This is a genomic window from Sphingopyxis sp. LC81, from assembly GCF_000756375.1.
GTDB lineage: Bacteria > Pseudomonadota > Alphaproteobacteria > Sphingomonadales > Sphingomonadaceae > Sphingopyxis.
Genome location: NZ_JNFD01000021.1, coordinates 91,560 through 110,629 on the forward strand (window position 1 = coordinate 91,560; position 19,070 = coordinate 110,629).

The following is a 19,070-nucleotide window of genomic DNA, read 5'->3' on the forward strand; positions in this document are numbered from 1 at the left end:
GATTTCCCTATGCGAATGTTTGATCGGGGCCGATCGCCAGCCCCCCGCCGATCACGGCGTCGTCGATGCGTTTGAGATGGAAAGCGCGACTGCCCCATGCGCCGGCGAGCGCCCAGCTGCGCTTCATCCAGAAATGCAGGTCGACCTCATAAGTATAGCCCATCGCGCCATGGACCTGGATCGCGGTCTCGGCCATCTGGATGGCGGCGTCGGTCGCTGCGATCTTGGCATGGCTGATGTGGACCGGCGCGCTGGACAGGCCATCGGCGAGTGCCTGCGCCGCGCGCCAGAGCACCGGCTTGGCAAATTCGATGGCGACGGCGGCGGTGGCGAGTTGATGCTTCACCGCCTGAAATGCGCCGATCGGCTGGCCGAACTGGGTGCGGATTTTGGCATAGGCCGCCGACTGGTCGAGCATCGCCTCGGCCAGCCCGGCAAGCTGCGCGGCCACCATCAGCGCGCCGAGATCGAGCAGCAGCGGGTCCGACGAAGGCGCGCCGACAGGCTGGGTCAGATTGCGCAGCGGGTCGATGCTGTCGAGCGTTGCGCCCTCGCCATCGCTGACCCACGGGTTGATCGCATGAGCGACCGAAGGCTTCGCGGTTCCCGCGACGATCGCGGCCATTTGCGCGGCATCGCCCTGCGCCAACAACCACGGCACCGCGACAAAGGCGGTGTCGACCAGCGGTTCGGCGAGGCAAGCGCGCCCACATTCGCGCGCGATCAAAGCCGCATCGACGAGCCCAAGGCCCAGGCCGCCAAATTCCTCGGGAACCAGCAGACCGGTCAGCCCCATGTCGACGAGACCCTGCCAGATCGCGGGATCGCGATTGTCGCCCGCATCGAGCCGGCGCAGCACGTCGGGCCCATGTGTTCCCGCGAGATAGTCGCGGACGGTTTCGGCCAGCGCGAGCTGGTCTTCGTTCAGCAGAAATTCCATCAGCCCGCTCCCACTCTGGGCAAATCGAGCAATCGTTCGGCGGTGATATTGCGCTGGATTTCGTTCGACCCGGCGTAAATCGGACCCGAGAGCGAGAAGATATAACCCTCCAGCCACTGGTTCATGCGGCCGTCGTCGAAACGGCGGAGCTCGGCGGCGGCGCCCAGCAATTGCATCGCGGTGCGGTGCATCGCGCGGTCGAGTTCGGACCAGAAAATCTTGTTGAGGCTCGCCTCGGCCCCGATCGACCCGCCCGCCATGATCTTCGCGGCGACGGAATAGGTGTTATAGGCATAGGCCTGCGCCTGCATCCACGCGGTCATCACCGCCTCGCGCGCCGACGGCGCGGCTTCGGCTTCGTGCTGACGATAGAGCTCGACCAGCCGCTTCGCGGTCGCCTGAAACCGGCCGGGCGAGCGCAGCATCAGCCCGCGTTCGAAACCCGCGGTCGCCATCGCGACCTTCCAGCCTTCGCCTTCGCCCGCGATGCGGTTTTCGACCGGCACGCGCACCTCGTCGAAGAAGAGCTCGGCAAAGCCCGTGTCGCCATGCAATTGCCGGATCGGGCGGCGAGTGATTCCGGGGCTGTTCAGGTCGAACAGGATGAAGCTTAAGCCCTTGTGGCGCTTGCTGCCTTCTTCGGTGCGGAAAATGCCGAAGCCCCAGTCGGCGAAGGCGGCGCGGCTCGACCAGGTTTTCTGGCCGCTGATCACATAATGATCGCCGTCGCGCACCGCCTTGCTGCCGATCGCCGCCATGTCGGACCCGGCTCCCGGTTCGGACCAGGCCTGCGCCCACATCGTCTCGCCCTTCGCCATCGGGGTCAGGAAGCGCGCTTTCTGTTCGGGCGTGCCGAATTCCATGATCGTCGGACCGAGCAGGAAAATGCCATTCTGGTTGGCGCGATTGGGGCCTCCGGCGCGGAAATATTCTTCCTCGAAGATCAGCCACTGGATCAGGTCGAGCCCGCGCCCGCCATAAGCCTCGGGCCAGGTGACCATGCCCCAGTTTCCGCTCGCGAGCGTGCGTTCCCACACGACATGCTGGTCAAAGCCTTCGCGGCATTCGAGCGTGACCAGCGGCTCCTTGGGCACATGCGCGTCCATCCACGCGCGCACCTCGGCACGGAAATCTTGTTGTTCGGGTGTGTAGGCGAGGTCCATCAGAATTTGGCCGCCTTGCCCGTTTCGACAAAGGCATCGCGCGATTTCTGGCTGTCTTCGTGCATATACATTTCCAGCGTGAAACCCTGTTCCCAGCGGTATCCGCGGTCGACGTCGCGTTCCTCGAGGCCGTTCAGCGCCTCCTTGGCGATGACGAGCGCCTTGCGCGATTTCGATGCGATCACCGCGCAAAAGGCGCGCGCTTCGGTTTCAAGGTCGGCGCGCGGCACGACCTTCTCGATCGCGCCCAGCCGCCACGCTTCCTCGGCGGGGATCGTGCCGCCGGTGAAAAAGGCCGCGCGCACCTTGTGCAGCGGCAACATGCGTGAAAGGTGCGAAGCCCCGCCCATCGCGCCGCGATCGACCTCGGGCAGCGAGAAATAGGCGTCGTCGGCGGCGATGATGCTGTCGCTGGCGCCGCAAATGCCGATACCGCCGCCGATCACGAACTTGTGCACGGCGCTGATCACCGGAACCTCGGCGTTACGGATCGCCTTGAAGGTCAGGTAATTGCCGCGATTGAGGAGGGTGATGCGTTCGGGATGCGCCTGCATCTCCTTGATATCGACCCCGCCGCAAAAACCCTTGCCCTCGGCGCGGATCAGCACGCAATTGACCTCGGGGTTGCTCGCCGCCGTGGTGACGATCGCGGGGATCGCCATCCAGGTTTCGCTGTCGAAGGCGTTGACCGGCGGGACGTCGAAGACGATTTCGGCGATCCGGTCCTTGATGGTACAATGTATCGGCATGGGTTCAGTCCAGTCCTCGCAGCGCGGCCAGGCGGGCACGCGCATCCTTTTCGATCGACGAGAGAAGATCGGCGCAGCTCGGGAGGTCGCCGAGGCGCCCGCCGACAAGCCCGGTCGCGAGCAGGCCGTTTTCGGTGTCGCCGTCCACCACCGCTTTCTGGATCAGCATCGGCGCGGCGGCGGCCATCATCGCCTGCGGCAGCGACAGATTGCCGTGGCTGGTCATGCCGCGCGCGGCGCGCAGCAGTTCGCCAAAGCTGGCGCCGGTCTGACGCTTCATCGCGAGCCCCGCCTCGATCGCGCGTTTCCACATGGCGAGCTTGCCCGACGCCTCGATGCGCCGCATCGCGGGGGTCAGGATCATCCGCTGCGGGATGCCATCGATCTTGGTCGACACGATGATGTCGCCGGTTCCCGCGCGCACATAGGCCGATTTCGAACGATCGGGGATCGGGCTGTCGCTGGTCATCAGGAAGCGCGTTCCCATCGCGATGCCTGCCGCGCCATAGGCCAGCGCCGCCGCGAGCCCGCGTCCGTCGGCAAAGCCGCCCGCCGCGACGACCGGCACCTCGACCGCGTCGAGCACCTGGGGCAGCAGCACGGTTGTCGCGACCGCGCCGGTATGCCCGCCGCCTTCGCCGCCCTGCACGGTGATCATCTCACACCCCAGCTGGACCATCTTCTCGGCATGTTTGACTGCGCCGACGGTGGGGATGCAGAGGATGCCGGCGTCCTTGAACCGGCCGATCATTTTCGCATCGGGACCGCGCCCGAAACTGACCGCGCCGACGCGATCGCTGTTCGCGACGATCAGATCGACGATCGCCGCCGCGCCGGGCTGGAAACTGTGAAAATTGACCCCGAAGCGGTGCGGGGTGAGGTCGCGCAGCCGCGCGATCGCCTCGGCGAGTTCGGCGGGGGTCATTACCGCACCCGCGAGAAAGCCGAACGCTCCCGCGTTGCTCGATGCCGCGACCAGCTCAGGCGTCGCGATCCAGCCCATCGCGGTCTGGATCACGGGCAGGCGGCATCCGAGTGCCTGGGTCAGCGGGGTGGTCAGCGCGTCGGTCACAATATCAGCCTTCGCCCGCGGCCTTCTTGTTCGCCTTGGCCATCGCCGCACCGTCGAGCCCGCCGAGCGAATTTCCGCTGACCAGATCGTTCTGAGCATGCGCGAAATGATGCATGTGGAACACCGCATCCATCGCAGTGCGCTTGCCGCGCAGATCCTCGACATGGTTGAGCGCCTGCTTGGTCAGCCAATTGCCGAGCCGCGGCCGCGTCGCGAGTTCGTGCGCCATCGCCGACACCTTGTCCTTGAGTTCGGCGCGCGGGACCATTTCATTGACCATGCCGAATTGATAGGCGCGCGCCGCGGGCATGCGTTCGCCGAGCAGCAGGAAGCCCTTGGCGATGCGCGGCGGCAGCTCGAAGCCATGCGCGAAATATTCGACCCCGGGGATGCCCATGCGGTTGACCGGGTCCTGAAAAAAGGCGTCGTCGCTGGCGACGATCAGGTCGCACACCCACGCCAGCATCAGCCCGCCGGCAATGCATGCGCCCTGCACCATTGCAATCGTCGGCTTGGGAATGTCGCGCCAGCGGCGGCACATCCCGAGGTAAACTTCCTGCTCGCGGGTATAGAGCAGCTCGGCGCCGGGCCGGGTCGTGTGATCGCCGAACATCAGCTTACGGTCGAAGGGCACCAGATGATCGCGCCCCGGCGTCCCGATGTCGTGCCCGGCGCTGAAATGCTTGCCGTCACCGCCCAGTACGATGACCTTGATCGCATCGTCGTCGGTCGCGCGCTGGAAGGCGGCGTCGAGCGCGTAGGTCATCTGGCTGTTCTGCGCGTTGTTGAACTGCGGCCGGTCCATGATGATCCACGCGACGGGGCCGTCGACTTCATAGCGGACGGGGGTGTCGGTTTCATACACCGGCTGTTGCGGCTGGCGCGGGACGATCTCGGTCATGCTCAGTTCCTCTTGCCTGCGGGATTGTCCTTGATCACGCCCGCGCGCAGATTGTGCGGGTCGAGCCGCGCGATGATCGCGAGCTGTTCGGCGGTCGGGGCGGGGGTGGTCTTGATTTCGGTCGCGGCTTCAAGCGCGAAGCCGGTCGCTTCCTGCACCTGGTCGAAGGTCGCGCCCGGGTGGAGCATCACGACGCGGATCGCATTGTCCTTGCCGCCGAAATCCATGACGCACAGGTCCGTGATGATCAGGCGCAGGTCGACGCGGCTGAAATTGACGCCGGGGGTACGGCGCGCGGGATTGTAGCCGACGCTCGACACCATATCGACCTCGCCCTCGACGAAGATGCGCTTCGAATGGGCGGGGATGAACATCGAATTGATGTGGCAGATGCTGTTGCCCGGAAAACCGCGCGCGCCGAGCATCTGCACCTTGGGCTGATCATAGGTGCCGCCGAGGTAGGAAATGTTCGTCTGCCCGAAGCGGTCGATCTGGCTCGGCGTCACCATCGCGTGGCGCTTGCCGGACCAGACCGCGGCGTCGAAAAAGCGCGAAAAGGGCAGGTAGCCCGCGGCCTTTCGATCGTCGTAGCCGCGCGGGCCGAGCGGCACGGGGTCTTCGACCAGCCAGGCTTCGCCGTCGGTCATCATCAGTTCGGGGGTGTGCGTCAGCTTGGCGAGGCCGGCGGCGAGGCGCGGCGCGGGGCCGATGCCGGTCGCGACGAGTTCGCCATTGGCGCGCCACGCTTCGGACGCGGCGACGATGAGCTGTTCGCAAAGGGTGAAGTCGGGTGCGGTGGTCATGTCGTCCGCCTCAAAAAATGGGAAGGGGGAGGGCGGCGACGGCGTTCTTGCCGCCGACGCGGTCGAGATAACCGGCCTCGTCGGCGCCGACCGTCTCGGCAAGATAGCGGTCCCAGCCGCCGTCCTCGCGCGCGCTGTCGGCGTAGGATTTGAGGTGTTTCATGTCCCAGCCATAGACGGGGGGCATCGAGGTCGGATGCGCGCCCAGCGGCGCCTCGATCACGCCGTGGACGAAGCAGCGCTCAACGATGTTCGCGCGCGCATCCTCGGGATAGCTGTGGTCCATCCGCTCGACGATCTCTTCGGCCGAGACGAAGGTCTTGTCGGCGGCGCGCGCGAACCATTCGTCATAATAGGTATCGGGGCCGAGCGCCTGGATATTGCCGAGCTTGTCGGCGCGGTGGACGTGGAGCAGCGCCGCGTCGAGCTTGAGCGCGGGCATTGCCAGCAGCACCTCGCCGTCGTCATAGGGCGACTGGACGGTCTTGAAGCCGCCATGCGTCATCACGTCTGTGCCAAGCCCGACATGGGTCGGCAGGAAGGGCAAGCGGAACGCCGCGGCCTTCAAGCCCCATTGCAGCATGCCTTCGTCGAGTTCGAGAATGTCGAGCCCGCCGGCTTCGCGGGCCTTGCGGAAATAAGGCTCGAGTGGGATCGCGTCCATCGAGACGAAGCCGAAGATCAGCTTCTTCACCTTGCCCGCGGCGCAGAGCATGCCGATCTCGGGACCGCCATAGGCGACGATCGTCAGGTCGGTCAGGTCCGAACGCAGGATCGCGCGCACCAGCGCCATCGGCTTGCGGCGCGGACCCCAGCCGGCAATCCCGATCGTCATCCCGCTCTTCAGCGAGGCGACGAACTGTTCGATGGTCAATTGCTTGTTCAATCCACTCTCCAGCCCACAGACGCCGGGCACGAGGGCGCCCGCGATGTTGCAAGATGGATAGGCGCGCTGGCTGTTGGGCCGATACCACCATATGGAGAGAGACTTTCACGCCGCCCGATAGGAGAGAGGCGGGTGAGGAATGGAGATGGTTATGGCGGACGAGAAACAGCGCGTGGCGCTCGTGACCGGCGGCAGCCGCGGTATCGGCCGCGCGATCGCCGAGCGGCTATTGGAAGACGGCATGCGCGTCGTGATCTGCGGCCGCAACGCCCCTGACGACCTGCCGCGCCACCTCGACGCGACGGCGGAGTTCGAGGCGTGCGACGTGCGTTCGGCGGACGAGGTCAATGCGATGATCGACCGCATTTTCGAACGCCACGGCCGGCTCGACCTCGCCGTGAACAATGCCGGGGGCTCCCCTGAAGCCGATGCGGCCTCCGCTTCGCCGCGTTTTTCGGAACGCGTCCTCGCGCTCAACCTGCTCGCGCCGCTGCATGTCGCGCAGGCCGCCAACCGCATCATGCAGGCGCAGGAGGAAGGCGGCAACATCGTCAATATCGCCAGCGTTTCGGGGGCGCGTCCCTCGCCGGGCACCGCCATCTATGGCGCGGCCAAGGCGGGGCTGCTGAGCCTCACCGAATCGCTCGCGATGGAATGGGGGCCGAAGGTGCGCGTCAACGCGATCATCGTCGGACTGGTCGCCACCGAAGCCGCGGCCGATCATTATGGCGGCGAGGCGGGGATGAAGCGGATCGACGCGATGCTGCCGCTCGGCCGGATGGCGCGCGGGTCAGACATCGCCGGGGTCGTCAGTTTTCTGGCGTCGCCGGACGCGGCCTATATCAGCGGTGCAAAAATCGCTGCGCATGGCGGCGGCGAACGGCCGGTCTTTCTGAGCCTGGCCCAGCTGGGCTGACGTCGCGGCGGAGAAGCCGCACATGGTCAGCGGCCTTCGAAAACATTCTGTGCGCGGTGCAGGACAATGGCGACTTGGCGAGGGCGCCCGACGGTTGCGATAGTGATGCCGTCTTCCACTGCCATATCGGAGTGCCGTCATGCCCGCAGAGACCGTCAATCGCCAATGGCTGCTCGCGCGGCGCCCCAGGGGGCAGGTCAGCGTCGATGATTTCGCGCGGCATGACGCGCCTTTGCCGCGGGCCGATCTGGCCGCTGGCGAAATCCTCGTCCGCAACCTCATGCTCGGCTTCGATCCCGCGCAGCGCGGGTGGATGGACGATGTCCCAAGCTATCTGCCCCCCATCATGATCGACGAGCCCGTGCGCGGCAGCGCGGTCGCGCGCGTGATCGCGTCGGGCAATCCGGCCTATCCGGAGGGCTCGATGGTGCGGGGCTTGTTCGGATGGCAGGATTATGCCGTTGCGGCGCGGGCGGGCGACCCCGACCCGGTGCCCATTTCCGAAGATACGGCACCCGAGGAGGCATTGGGCATATTCGGCGCGGCGAGCCTCACCGCCTATGTCGGCATGTACGATGTCGGCCGGCTCCGCGCGGGGGACTGCGTGCTCGTTTCGGGTGCGGCGGGTGCGGTCGGATCGGTTGCCATCCAGATCGCGCGGCTCGCTGGTGCCCGCGTGATCGGGATCGCTGGAGGCGCCGAAAAATGCCGCTGGTTGATCGAGGATTATGGCGCCGACGCCGCGATCGATTATCGCGCTGAGGATGTGCGGGCGCGGCTCGGAAAGCTCGCGCCCGAGGGAGTCGACCTGTTCTTCGACAATGTGGGCGGCGCCACGCTCGAAGCGGGAATCGCGCATATCGCGCGCTTTGGCCGGATCGTGCTGTGCGGTGCCATTTCGGGCTATAACGACACACACGCCGCTGCCGGGCCGCGCAACCTGGTGCGGCTGATTCCGCAGCGCGCCGAGATGCGCGGCTTTATCCTGCTCGACCATCTGGACCGCGTGCCCTCCGCTATGGCGGAACTCAGGCAATGGGCCCGCAGCTGCCGAATCCGCTATCGTACCGACATCCAGCATGGTTTCGACGTCATCCCACAAACATTCTTGCGGCTGTTCAACGGCTCAAATCGAGGCAAGCAATTGCTGCGGATCGACGGGGTGGACTAGGCGGGGACTACCGGCGCGGGCCTCCGCAACGGCGTGGAAATCGCCGACGCTATTGATGATTGGGCGCGTGTCTCGCATTCTTGGGACATGAACAAGAAATCTAGCCAGAGCGCCAAAGGGCTGCGCCAATTTCTGGATCTCGAACAGCAGGACGAGTGGCTGGAAGGCAGGGCGGATTTGGCCGACGCGGAGGAGCGGCAGGATTCGATCGAGCAGCGGTTAAAATATGCGCACCGCTTCCAGAAGCTGCTTCGTCGACCGCAGGCGTCCGGGCTGTTCGAGATTCTCGAGCTATACGGCCGGACTTGCATTCCCTTACCTCGCGCGACGGAGCGCGCTTACTGGTCGGTTTCCTGCCTGCCATCGACGTCGGACAAGCCATTGGTCCGCGTCAACGCGAGTTGGATGGAGCTGTTCACGCTCTACGCCGACGGCGACGATCTCCGCGCACGGCTCATTCTTCACCTGTCGGATTTCACGACCGATGGATCGCTCGCACAGGAGAGGATCGACCAGGTGTTTCTCGAGCGGAGCGTGCGGGCACCCGAGGACTTGCGCTATTCGGTCCCGAACGGTCCGGATATTTTTGTCATCAAGATACGAGGCTCCGCTTCCATCCGCGATTTCCTCGCGGTCCCTCGCGCGCTGCGCGCGGTTCGGCGATTCAATCTGACCCACATGAATCGCGGCAGGAATGCCTATCAGGCCAGCCATTCCTATAGCGTGGCGGATTACATGCTGGGGGAGGGCTCTCCCTGACGTTCACGACCGCCGACAGCCACGGGTTGAATCCAGGCGGGGATGCTCATGGCTCCGGTTCGTCGCAGCAATCGCGAAGATGGTCGAACTCTATCCTTTCAGATCAAGCCAACTGCTATTTTTTTTGCAGCGGACGAATTGGAAGGGTCGTACAAAAATGTTCGGTAAATTGCTGGTCATCATGCTCGTCAATGCCGGGTTTGACGCCTCGGGAGGGGATCATCGGCAAGCATTTGGAGCAACTGCGCAATCCGACGCCGCGAGCGACGTCAGGTCGAGGTCGCTGAAGGACCGCCAGCAGAAATATAACTCGATATTTCCGATCAACACGCCCGACGAAATTCTCGAACCCTTGTTGGAGGAAGTGGGGGTGTGGGACGCCGATGTCGAACTTTATGTTGGCGATGTCGCAAAGCAGCCGATCCGGAAAACCGGGATCCAAACAAACCGCCTCGTTTCGAAGGGCCGGTATATGCTCAACGATTTTCGCTATATCGACGGCAGCTACGAGGGAACCGGCCTTTGGGGCTGGGATGCGTATGACAATCGCTATTCGGGCATCTGGATGGACGGCGACCATTATCTCGTCCGCCACGACGTCGGCTATTATGACCGCGCATCGAAAACGATGCTCTGGGAAGCCGATACGCTGCAAACCGACGGTGTGACCACGCGGTTGCGGATTACGCAGCATTTCGCGGGTGCGACGCGGACCTTCCAGATGGACCGCATGGACGCCAGCACGGGCAAATTCACAAAGCTGATCTTTATGAAATTCACCAAGCGCGCGGACTAGGGTCCAGACCTGGCCGGACGTTTTTGCGCGCGCCCGTCCGGCTGGTCAGCGGGCGCCGATCAAGTCTTCGACGTGGCGCGAATAACGCGTCGAAACCTCGACGACGGCGCCGTCCTCGGTATGAAGTTTGGCCAGGCGGCGGCCTGCATATTCGGCTTTGAGCACCAGTTTCAGATTGAGGAAGGCCGATCGATGAACGCGGATCATACCGGTGCCTTCGAAACGTTCGGAAAGCTGCTTCATCGTCGCGCGCAGGATGAACGTATTGTTTGACGTATAGATCAGCGCATAGTCCTTGCTCGCCTCGACCCTGACAATGTCGTCGACGAACACGCGCACCTTGCTGTTGCCCTTCGGGATCCAAAAGGCCTGTTTTTCGTCGTCGGGGCTGGGCAAGGGGCTCCCCGATCTCTTCTCGCGCGCGGCCGCGTCCATGCGGCGACGCGCGCGAGAAATCGCCTCGACGATCCGGTCTTGCTGGACCGGCTTCAGGATATAGTCGGCGGCTTCGAGTTCAAAGGCTGCGACCGCCCATTCGCTGAGCCCGGTCACAAAGATGATCTGCGCTGTCGAGCATTGCCGCAGCCGCCGGGCCAGATCGACGCCGTTCAGTCGCGGCATTTCGATGTCGAGGAAGACCACGTCGGCATGGGCGGCGCCCAACTTCTCGAAAGCGTCTTCGCCATCATGCGCCATGCCGACGATTTCGACTTCCGCGACCCCCTCAAGCGCGTGCGTCAGGCGGCGGATCGCGGATTGTTCGTCGTCGACAAGAAAAAGGCGGAGCGGTGTCATCGTCGGTTTATCCCGTGCTCGGCTGGCGCGGCGCACCCCCGCTTCGACCAAAGCGTAAGTCGGCGCCATGGCCAGCGCAATCTGGAACTTGCCGGCGCCCGCACCAGTTGGCCCCAAGGGTGCGAAGGCCGACCGCGGCGCGCGCCGCTGCGATGGCATCGTCCGGCCATGCCGCCCGCCTCAATCTTTTGGCGACAGCAACGCACGGACGCTGAGGCAACCCGCCCAGTCGCCGCCGGCCTGCCGCAGGATGCGCGTCCGCTCCGCCGAAATCTGAAGAACCTGCCAGTCGCGAAGATGCGTGCCGAGCGTTAGCGCGGCGCGTTCGGCCTCGTCGGTCAATCGCATGACTTCCCTCGGCTTGAAGTCGAATCCGCGCACATGGATGGACAGGGTGAATTCGTGATGATTGTTGGGCAGGCCGCATCCGCATTCTTCGCGCAGAGCGAGTGTCGCGTGGGGCGCCGTGTCCTGTTCGGCGTCATTCCGGCCCTTCGTATCGCTGATCGTCAAGCCACGCGCGCGTAGCGAAGCGACCGCGGCCTGTTTGAGCGCCTGCGCGCTGTCGGTAATTGTCGGCGGAAAATCGGGAGCGGACACCAGCTGGCCTTGTTTCGTGCGCGGAAGGAACGGCCCTCCTCATGCCGCGATTTCGCGCGCCGCCATGGCTGCGAGACAAACAGGCCGGGTTGCCGCGACGAACGCGCGGTGGCGCGCGATGACGATTTGCAACGGTCGCCGGGCGGCGTTGGCGCCGCTGCATGATCAGGCGCCAGCACGGCGCGTTGCTATCCTTTTCATTCGTCGACGCAATTCGCGTCATTGGTCGCAGATCGGTCCCGCACAGAGCGTCGAGATGCGACGCGGCGACCGGGATCCGGTGCGCCTTCGTGGCGGCCCGTTCCCTCGGCTTCACGCGGCGGCCTCCGGCGCGACAGAGATTTTTTGAGGATGTTCACCATGAAATTCGTACCCGCGCCCCGTCCTGCCCATCCGACGAACAAGGGCGGCCTGTCGCGTCGGCGGACGGCGTTTCTTGCTGGCGCAGCGACGCTGTCGATCGCTCTCCCCGCAGTCGCGCATGCCCAGGTCATCGTCCACGCGCGCGAAGATCGCGACGCAAGCACGGCGATCGAACTGTCGCAGGGCGACGACCGGCTGATCGTCGACATCAGCCGCGTCGATGCGTCGGGCGTACTGAACGTCGATCCGATCTCGACGGGGATCACAAATCACCCCGGCGGCACCGACACGCTGTGGCTCGCGGCCAGAGGCGTGCAGACGCGCGCGCTGTTCGAAGACGATTTCTCGGTGGCCAATTTCAGTGGCGGCATCGTTTATGAAGCCTATGGCGCGGGATCGGTCCTGACGCTGACGCCGCCGCCCAGCCAGTCTTACGATCAGACGCTGCGCCTCGCCGGCAACGGCACGATCAACCTGACCGCCAACCAGGCGCCTATCGGGTTCACTCAGGCGATCTCTGTCGAAGAGGACAGCACGGCGCGAAGGTTCGACGGCGAGGACGGGCGACTGACGCTGAACGTGTCGGGCATAATCAACGGTGCCGATGCCGAGGCCCATGTCGATGTACAGCACGCCGCATCGCTCAATCTGGTCGGGGCGACGATCGACGTCCGCCGCGGCATCGCAATTTACGGCACAGATCAGGCCATTACGATCGATGCGCAGTCGCAACTGCGCGCAAAGGACAGCGACTCGCTGAACGTCCAGGATGCCACTCTCGTTTATCTTGACGGTGAAGGCACCGTCACCAATTACGGGCGGATTCTCGAGCAGGGCGATGTCGGCGGTCCCGGATCGACACCAGACGAAGTCGCGACCGGCGTCTTCCTGAACGGGGGAGGCGCGCTCCACAATGCGCGCACCAGCGCCACCAGCTTTGGCAGCATCACGATGCACGGCAATGCAGTGGTGTTGGAAGGCGACGGTGGCACGATCATCAACGACGGCCTGATTCAAAGCGACAAGACCGCCGCTCAGGCCGAAACCTATGCCGCAATCAGTTCGCGCTTCGGCCGTGTGGGTACGGAGTCGACGCTGCGCAACAACGCAGGAGGCACGGTCCAAGGGATTATCACCAACACCAACGGCGACAATCTGGGCTATACGACTGCCTATGAGGGCGGCCTGGGTATCGACCTCGTCGTTAACGCGGGAACAATCAACGGCGACGTCACCCTGGACGGCGACACCACGCAAAATCGCCGGGCATGGCAGGGCGATGCGTTCCTGACCGCAGGCACAGGTACGGTCACCGGCCAGATCGACGGCGGCATTGGCGACCATGACGCCTATGGGCGTTCGCTGGCGGCCAACGGCACCTATGCCGTGTCGAACGTCCTCGGGACCGCGCAGACGGTTGGTTTCGAACGACATGGCCTCGAGGCCTTTGGTGCCGACGTGACCGCGACCTTCACCAGCAATGAAGTGCTGGGCAATGGCCTTACCTTGCTAGGCAACGGCACGATCCTGAATCAGGCGGACATAACGCTTGGCGACAGCATCGGCATCGTCGTCCACGAATTCGCCAATAGCCTCGACTTCGTCAACGACACCGGAGCGGTGGTCAGCGTCGGCAACGGTAAAGCTTTCCGGTCCGGCGAAGACGGTCTTGCGTCATTTACCAATCGCGGCACTTTCACCAGCGCGGCTCGAGAATTTAGCGACGGGACCGTCGATATTTTCGCGGTCGACAGACTCGATCCGTTTGTCTTTAACAACAGCGGCACGATCACCAACAACTCGACCGGCGGGGCGGTCAAAATGGTCGTCGACGGCGACACCACGACGATGGGCGGCGACCTGGAATTCACCAACTCGGGACAGATCCGTGGCGGCTCGGTAGGCGCCGATATCGAAATCTACGCGCGCGGTCATGGCCTTCTCAACAACAGCGGATCGATCGAAGGCAGCGATTTCGGATTGCAGTTCGATGGCGGGGAGCTGACCGCGACCAACACGGGCACGCTTCGTGGCACTGGCAACGGTGGCACCGGCTGGGGGATCGATAGCCCGAACACCGTGGTCACGAACAACGGAACGATCGAGGCAACTGGCGCGGGTATCGACGACCCCAATCTGGTTGAACTCAGCGCGGGCCTGGTGGTGGGCCTGAATACTGGCGGCACGGCGAATATCACCAATGGCGCGAACGGCGTCATTTCCGCAACGCAGGCCCGTTCGGTCGCGGTCGTGGCGGATGGCATCAGCTCCCCCTTCACCTTCACCAACAGCGGCCGCGTTGTGGGAAGCGGCACCGATACCATTGCTCTCGACAGGCTGATCGCAGGCGATCGGGCTTTCCTTCAAGGCACCGTCGCCAGTGCGATCCATACCGAAGGCACGGTCGATCTGATCGTCAACCGGGATGCCGGCGTGATTCAGGGGAATGTCGATCTTGGTTCGGAGGATGACCGGTTCGAAGCACGCGGGACCTCGCGGCTCGAGGGCGATTTGCGGCTGGGCCGGGGCGACGACACCGTATTCCTCGCCGGCGGCACGATCACCGGCGCCGTCGCCGGCGGGACGGGCACCGACGACACGATCGCGGTCGATCTGTCTGTCGCGGAGCAGACGATCAGCGCGGGCCAGTATAGCGGGTTCGAGAATATCAATCGCGAGGTCGGCGGCAACGGCATCGTCAACATCCTGGGTGTGTTTGACGCCGCGTCGCTCAACATTCGCGGCGTCACGCTTCGTGTGCGGCAGGGTACGGCCGTCGGAACGACCGGTGACCGCACCTTTGACGGCTCGGACGAAGCGGAGCGGCTGATTGTCGAGGGTACGGTCAACGAAGCGGTCCGGCTGAGCGGCGGCGACGATCGCGTCGAAATGGGCGATAGCGGCACGATCAGCGGCGAGCTGGACATGGGCGCCGGCAACGACACGCTGGTGCTCGGCACCGGCAGCACGATCACCGGCGCCGTCGATGGCGGCGAAGACGCCAATGGTCTCGACAACGACATCATCGGTTTTGAACTGACGCAGGACATGAATTCGGTTCCGGGTATCGTCAGCGATGCGCTCAATTTCGAGACGATCCAGGTTTCGGGCGATCACCGGCTGACCCTGGCGCTCGGCCAGAGCTACGAGGCGATCTCGCTGATCAACGGCGCCGATCTCGATCTCACCATTGCCGATGGTGTGACGGTGGGCCGCATCACCGGCGACGCGACCAGCCAGAATGTCACGATCACCGGCGACCTGACCGGCGGCGTCTCGCTGGGCGGCGGGAACGACATGCTGACGATGAACGGCTTCGAGGGTGTGTTGAGCAGCGTGCTCGACGGCGGCGAGGATGCGGGCGGCCTCGACAATGACATACTCAACCTCAACATCATCGGCACCACCACCTTCGGCAACGGCGCCTCGGGTTTCGAGACGATCAATGTCGACGGCACGGCCCAGCTCATCATCGATGGCGACTTTGCGGCGGGGCAGACGCTCAATTTTGGCGCGGGTGACAATCACCTCGTGATCGCGTCGGGGGCGGAATTCGGCGGCACGGTGAATGGCGGTGCGGGCGGCGACCGGATGACGGTCGCCACCGATGCGCCCGACAGCCGCACGCTGGTCTCGGCGCAGATCAACGGCTTCGAGACGCTCGATGTCGAGGGCGACGGCACGCTCGCGCTCACGGGGGGCGATTACAGCTTCGCGAACGGGGTGAATGTCACCGAGGGCGGCAATCTCGAGCTGGGTGCGAACACGCATCTGACCGCGAACATCACCTTCACCGCCGCGTTCGATGACCGGCTGACGCTGAGCACCGGCTCGCGGATCACGGGGGGAGTCGATGCCGGCGACCGCGCCGGCGACCGCGATGTGCTGGCCTTCCAGCAGGCGGGCGGCCAGATCAGCCGCCTCGGCGCCTTCGGCCTGTCGACGCTGACCGGCTTCGAACAGATGGCGGTACTGGGAGCGGGCGAATTCCACATCGACCAGAATCTGGCGGCCTTCGACGAGGTTGTGCTGGAAGGCGGCAACCTGGTCGTCGATGCGGGCAGCACGCTCACCGCGGATGTTGTGGGCCGCGACGTCGCCGATCCGGCGCAGGCGGCGAGCGACGATAGGCTGAATGTCCAGGGCGTTGTGCAGGGCAATGTCGCGCTCGGCGGCGGCAACGACATTGTCGACAATCGCGGGCGGATCGCGGGCAATGTCGATCTTGGCGCCGGCGACGACCGCTATATCGCGCGCGACGGCGGCGTCGTCACGGGCACGATCGATGGCGGTGCCGGCGACAACACGTTCATCTTCCGCCTTGGCGGGCAGGACGGATCGATCCCGGGCAATGTCGCCAACTTCAACTCGATCGGCGTCTATGGCGCCGGAACGCTCGAAATCGCACTGGCGGCCGGACAGCGTTACGAGAATTTCGAGCTGCTCGAAGGCGCCAATCTCTCGATCACCGAGGATCTCGGTGGCTCGATCGGCACGATCATCGGCGACGCCAGCGCGCAGGAGGTGACGATTGGGTCGACCCTGACCGGCGGCGTCAATCTGGGCGGCGGCGACGACACCCTCAACCTGACGTTGGACGGCATTTTGTCGGGCAGCCTGCTGGGCGGTGAAAATGCCGATGGCAGCGCCGACGCCGACGGTCTGAACCTGACGCTCGGTGGCGATTCGCAGATTGGCGGCATGAACGAGTTCGAAACCGTCCGCGTGACGGCCGCCGACGGCGTCCGGTTGACGGTCACGGGCGCGGTTGGCGCCGGTCAGTCGATCACGTTCGAGGGCGCCACCAACAACGAGCTCGCCTTGACCGCGGGAGCCACGTTGCAGGGCTTTGTCGATGGCGGAGCAGGCGACGACCTTCTCGAGATCGAGACCGGCGGGGTCGATCAGCGCACGGTGATCGCGGCGCAGATTCGCAACTTCGAAAATCTGGTCTCGAACGGCACCGGCACGCTGGCGCTGACGGGCGGCTCGTACAGCTTTGACAGTCTTGCCGTGAATGGCGGCAATCTGGAACTAGGCGCCAATTCGCAGCTCGGCGTTGCTGACGGCATCCTGTTCGACGGCGCCGACAATCGCTTTACGATCCGTGATGGCGCAGAGGTCAGCGGAACGATCGATGGCGGTGCGGGCAACGACACGCTCGCGCTGGTCCAAGGGCCGCAGTTTGCGCGCCTGCTCAGCCTGGTTCAGGCGACGGGCTTCGAACGCCTCGAAGCCTCGGGCAATGGCGTGTTGCGTATCGACCGCAACGCGACCTTCACGGGCGGCGTTGGCCTCGACGGCGGAACGACGCGCGTCGATGCGGGCAACGCCTTGACCGCCGACGTCACCGGCGGAAACAATGCCGACACGCTTGAGGTGTTCGGCAGCATTGTCGGCAACGTCGATCTCGGCGCCGGTAACGACCGTCTCGTGATCAATTCGCTCACGGGAATCAGCGGCGCGGTGAATGGCGGCGCGGATCTCGACACCGTCGTGTTCGATACCAACGCCACCTATGCGGCGCCGCTCCAGGTCGCGGGCAACCTGTTCCAGGGCTTCGAAAACCTTGGCATCAACCGCGGTGTGGTCGGCATGACCGGCACGTCGGCATGGACTAACATCAACGTCGCTGGTGGCCGCCTGATCGGACAGGCAGGGTCGACGATCAACGCCGATCTGGTCACCGTCGCGCTTGGCGGAACCTTTGGGTCGGCGGGGATCGTCAATGGCGACATCGACGTGTTCGGCACGCTGTCTCCGGGTGCTTCGCCGGGGACGATGACGGTGAACGGCGACGTCACGATGCGCGCCGGCTCGAACCTGCTTATCGAATTGACGCCGAATGCCGGTAACGACCTGCTCGACGTCAACGGCACGCTGACGATCGCCGATGGCGCCACGATGGACATCACCGGGGCACTCGGCAATTTGCCGGGTTCGGTGCTCGACATCGTGGTCGCCGACGCGATCACCGGCCGCTTTACGACGATCAACAAATCGGCCTCTGTATTCGGGTTCGTTGTCCAGAACGGCAATCGCATCCAGATCCGCAGCGAGTTCAACAACAGCAACGCCTTTCCGACCAATGTTCAGGCGAGCGTTGCCTATTCGAACCAGGTGCTGCGTGCCAGCTATGGGGTGCAGGCCTATACGGCGGCACTCAATGTGCTGACGGCCGCCGACGGAACGATCAACCAGCGCGCTTTTGCGCAACTGACGCCCGAGGCTTATGGCTCGGCCATGCAGGCGGGGCTCGAGAATGGTCTGCAACTGATCGATGTCGGCCGCACGTTGCGGTTGACGGCGCCCAAGGCCAATGGCCTCTACGGGTTCGCGCAGGGGCTGACCGGCGGCAGCGACATCCGCGGCCAGGCGGACACCGGCACCAGCCGGGCCGACCTGCGGACGAACGGTATGCTCGGCGGGATCGGCTATGGCATGGCGGACGGCCAGCTGCGGGTCGGTGCGTTCATCGGCCGCAGCGACACCGATCAGCGGCTCGTTGCGCTCGACGCGACCACCAAGGCGAAGGGTTTCCTCGGCGGCGTCTTCGCCGATGCCGCGATCGGCGACCTCGGGGTCCATGCCATGGTCTCGTATAGCGATCTCGATGCCGAGACGCGCCGCAACCTGATGGCATCGCGCACGCTGGCACAGAGCGAATATGGCCTGAAAAGCTGGGTAGCGGACGTCAGTGTCGACTATTCGGCCAAGATCGGCGGCATCAATGTGACGCCGAAAATCGGCCTCTCGCATGTCAGCACCAGCCGCGGCGCAGTCGTCGAGCAAGGCGCGGGCGCGTTCGATCTGGCGGTGGCCGGCGATCGCGACAGCGCATGGCTGGCCGACGTCGGCGTGGCCTTCTCCGGCACGGTCGAATTGGCCGGCGCGACGTTGACGCCTTACGCAGAGGTCGGCGCGCGCCAGATGCTCAACAACGCCGACATTCTCGTCACGGGACGTTTCGACGGCGCGCCCGGCGCACCGATCGTCGTGAACGGTGTCGAGCGTGACAAGACCGTTGGCCGCCTCGGCCTCGGTGTCGGCGCACGCCTGAGCGAAAATGTCCACGTCCGCGTCGGTTACACCGGCGAGTTCAGCAACACGAAGCGTTCATCGGTCGCAGTGGGCGCCTCGATCCGTTTCTGAACAG

The 19,070-nt window shown here is 64.6% G+C and carries 14 protein-coding genes; 5 read left to right on the top strand and 9 right to left on the bottom strand.

The window, feature by feature from the left end:
• Window positions 1–7 precede the first annotated feature (7 nt).
• Genes FG91_RS10860 through FG91_RS10890 form a run of 7 tightly spaced genes read right to left on the bottom strand, consistent with a single transcriptional unit; the run spans window position 8 to window position 6,514 of the window.
• Window positions 8–940 (bottom strand): acyl-CoA dehydrogenase family protein, encoded by a 933-nt coding sequence (locus FG91_RS10860; protein WP_037514901.1) that lies wholly within the window; start codon window positions 938–940, stop codon window positions 8–10.
• Window positions 940–2,103, bottom strand: coding sequence for an acyl-CoA dehydrogenase family protein (locus FG91_RS10865; protein WP_037514902.1), 1,164 nt, complete (start codon window positions 2,101–2,103; stop codon window positions 940–942). The genes FG91_RS10860 and FG91_RS10865 overlap by 1 nt, the downstream gene beginning before the upstream one ends.
• Window positions 2,103–2,852 (bottom strand): enoyl-CoA hydratase family protein, encoded by a 750-nt coding sequence (locus FG91_RS10870; RefSeq protein WP_037515408.1) that lies wholly within the window; start codon window positions 2,850–2,852, stop codon window positions 2,103–2,105. The genes FG91_RS10865 and FG91_RS10870 overlap by 1 nt, the downstream gene beginning before the upstream one ends.
• Before the next feature lie 4 nt (window positions 2,853–2,856).
• Window positions 2,857–3,924: an NAD(P)H-dependent flavin oxidoreductase gene (locus FG91_RS10875; protein WP_037514904.1), complete on the bottom strand. Its 1,068-nt coding sequence runs from the start codon at window positions 3,922–3,924 to the stop codon at window positions 2,857–2,859.
• A gap of 4 nt (window positions 3,925–3,928) precedes the next feature.
• Window positions 3,929–4,825: an enoyl-CoA hydratase gene (locus tag FG91_RS10880; RefSeq protein ID WP_037514907.1), complete on the bottom strand. Its 897-nt coding sequence runs from the start codon at window positions 4,823–4,825 to the stop codon at window positions 3,929–3,931.
• A gap of 2 nt (window positions 4,826–4,827) precedes the next feature.
• A complete protein-coding gene (locus tag FG91_RS10885) occupies window positions 4,828–5,628 on the bottom strand; it encodes a CoA-transferase subunit beta (protein WP_037514909.1) in 801 nt (266 codons plus the stop codon).
• A gap of 10 nt (window positions 5,629–5,638) precedes the next feature.
• Window positions 5,639–6,514 carry a CoA transferase subunit A gene (locus tag FG91_RS10890; protein ID WP_037514910.1) on the bottom strand — a complete coding sequence of 292 codons (876 nt, stop codon included), beginning with the start codon at window positions 6,512–6,514 and terminating at the stop codon, window positions 5,639–5,641.
• A 151-nt stretch (window positions 6,515–6,665) separates the two neighbouring features.
• Here FG91_RS10890 and FG91_RS10895 point away from each other — a divergent pair, with 151 nt between their 5' ends.
• The 4 genes from FG91_RS10895 (at window position 6,666) to FG91_RS10910 (ending at window position 10,156) form a co-directional block, all read left to right on the top strand.
• Window positions 6,666–7,430, top strand: coding sequence for an SDR family oxidoreductase (locus tag FG91_RS10895; RefSeq protein WP_200878434.1), 765 nt, complete (start codon window positions 6,666–6,668; stop codon window positions 7,428–7,430).
• A gap of 139 nt (window positions 7,431–7,569) precedes the next feature.
• Window positions 7,570–8,601 carry an NADP-dependent oxidoreductase gene (locus tag FG91_RS10900; RefSeq protein WP_037514911.1) on the top strand — a complete coding sequence of 344 codons (1,032 nt, stop codon included), beginning with the start codon at window positions 7,570–7,572 and terminating at the stop codon, window positions 8,599–8,601.
• A 33-nt stretch (window positions 8,602–8,634) separates the two neighbouring features.
• Entirely contained in the window at window positions 8,635–9,360 is a 726-nt protein-coding gene (locus FG91_RS10905; protein WP_200878435.1) for a hypothetical protein, read from the top strand.
• A gap of 157 nt (window positions 9,361–9,517) precedes the next feature.
• Complete coding sequence (locus tag FG91_RS10910) at window positions 9,518–10,156, top strand: DUF1579 family protein (RefSeq protein WP_037514913.1); 639 nt, start codon at window positions 9,518–9,520, stop codon at window positions 10,154–10,156.
• 45 nt (window positions 10,157–10,201) lie between these two features.
• On the opposite strand, the gene FG91_RS10915 is transcribed toward FG91_RS10910, so the two are convergent.
• The gene (locus FG91_RS10915; protein WP_161785650.1) at window positions 10,202–10,951 is read right to left on the bottom strand and encodes a LytR/AlgR family response regulator transcription factor; all 750 of its coding nucleotides are present in this window, start codon (window positions 10,949–10,951) and stop codon (window positions 10,202–10,204) included.
• A 180-nt stretch (window positions 10,952–11,131) separates the two neighbouring features.
• Complete coding sequence (locus FG91_RS10920) at window positions 11,132–11,551, bottom strand: hypothetical protein (protein WP_037514915.1); 420 nt, start codon at window positions 11,549–11,551, stop codon at window positions 11,132–11,134.
• Window positions 11,552–11,911: 360 nt separating this feature from the next.
• On the opposite strand from FG91_RS10920, the gene FG91_RS10925 reads away from it, so the two are divergent.
• Complete coding sequence (locus tag FG91_RS10925) at window positions 11,912–19,066, top strand: autotransporter domain-containing protein (protein WP_161785651.1); 7,155 nt, start codon at window positions 11,912–11,914, stop codon at window positions 19,064–19,066.
• The last annotated feature ends 4 nt before the right edge of the window (window positions 19,067–19,070 follow it).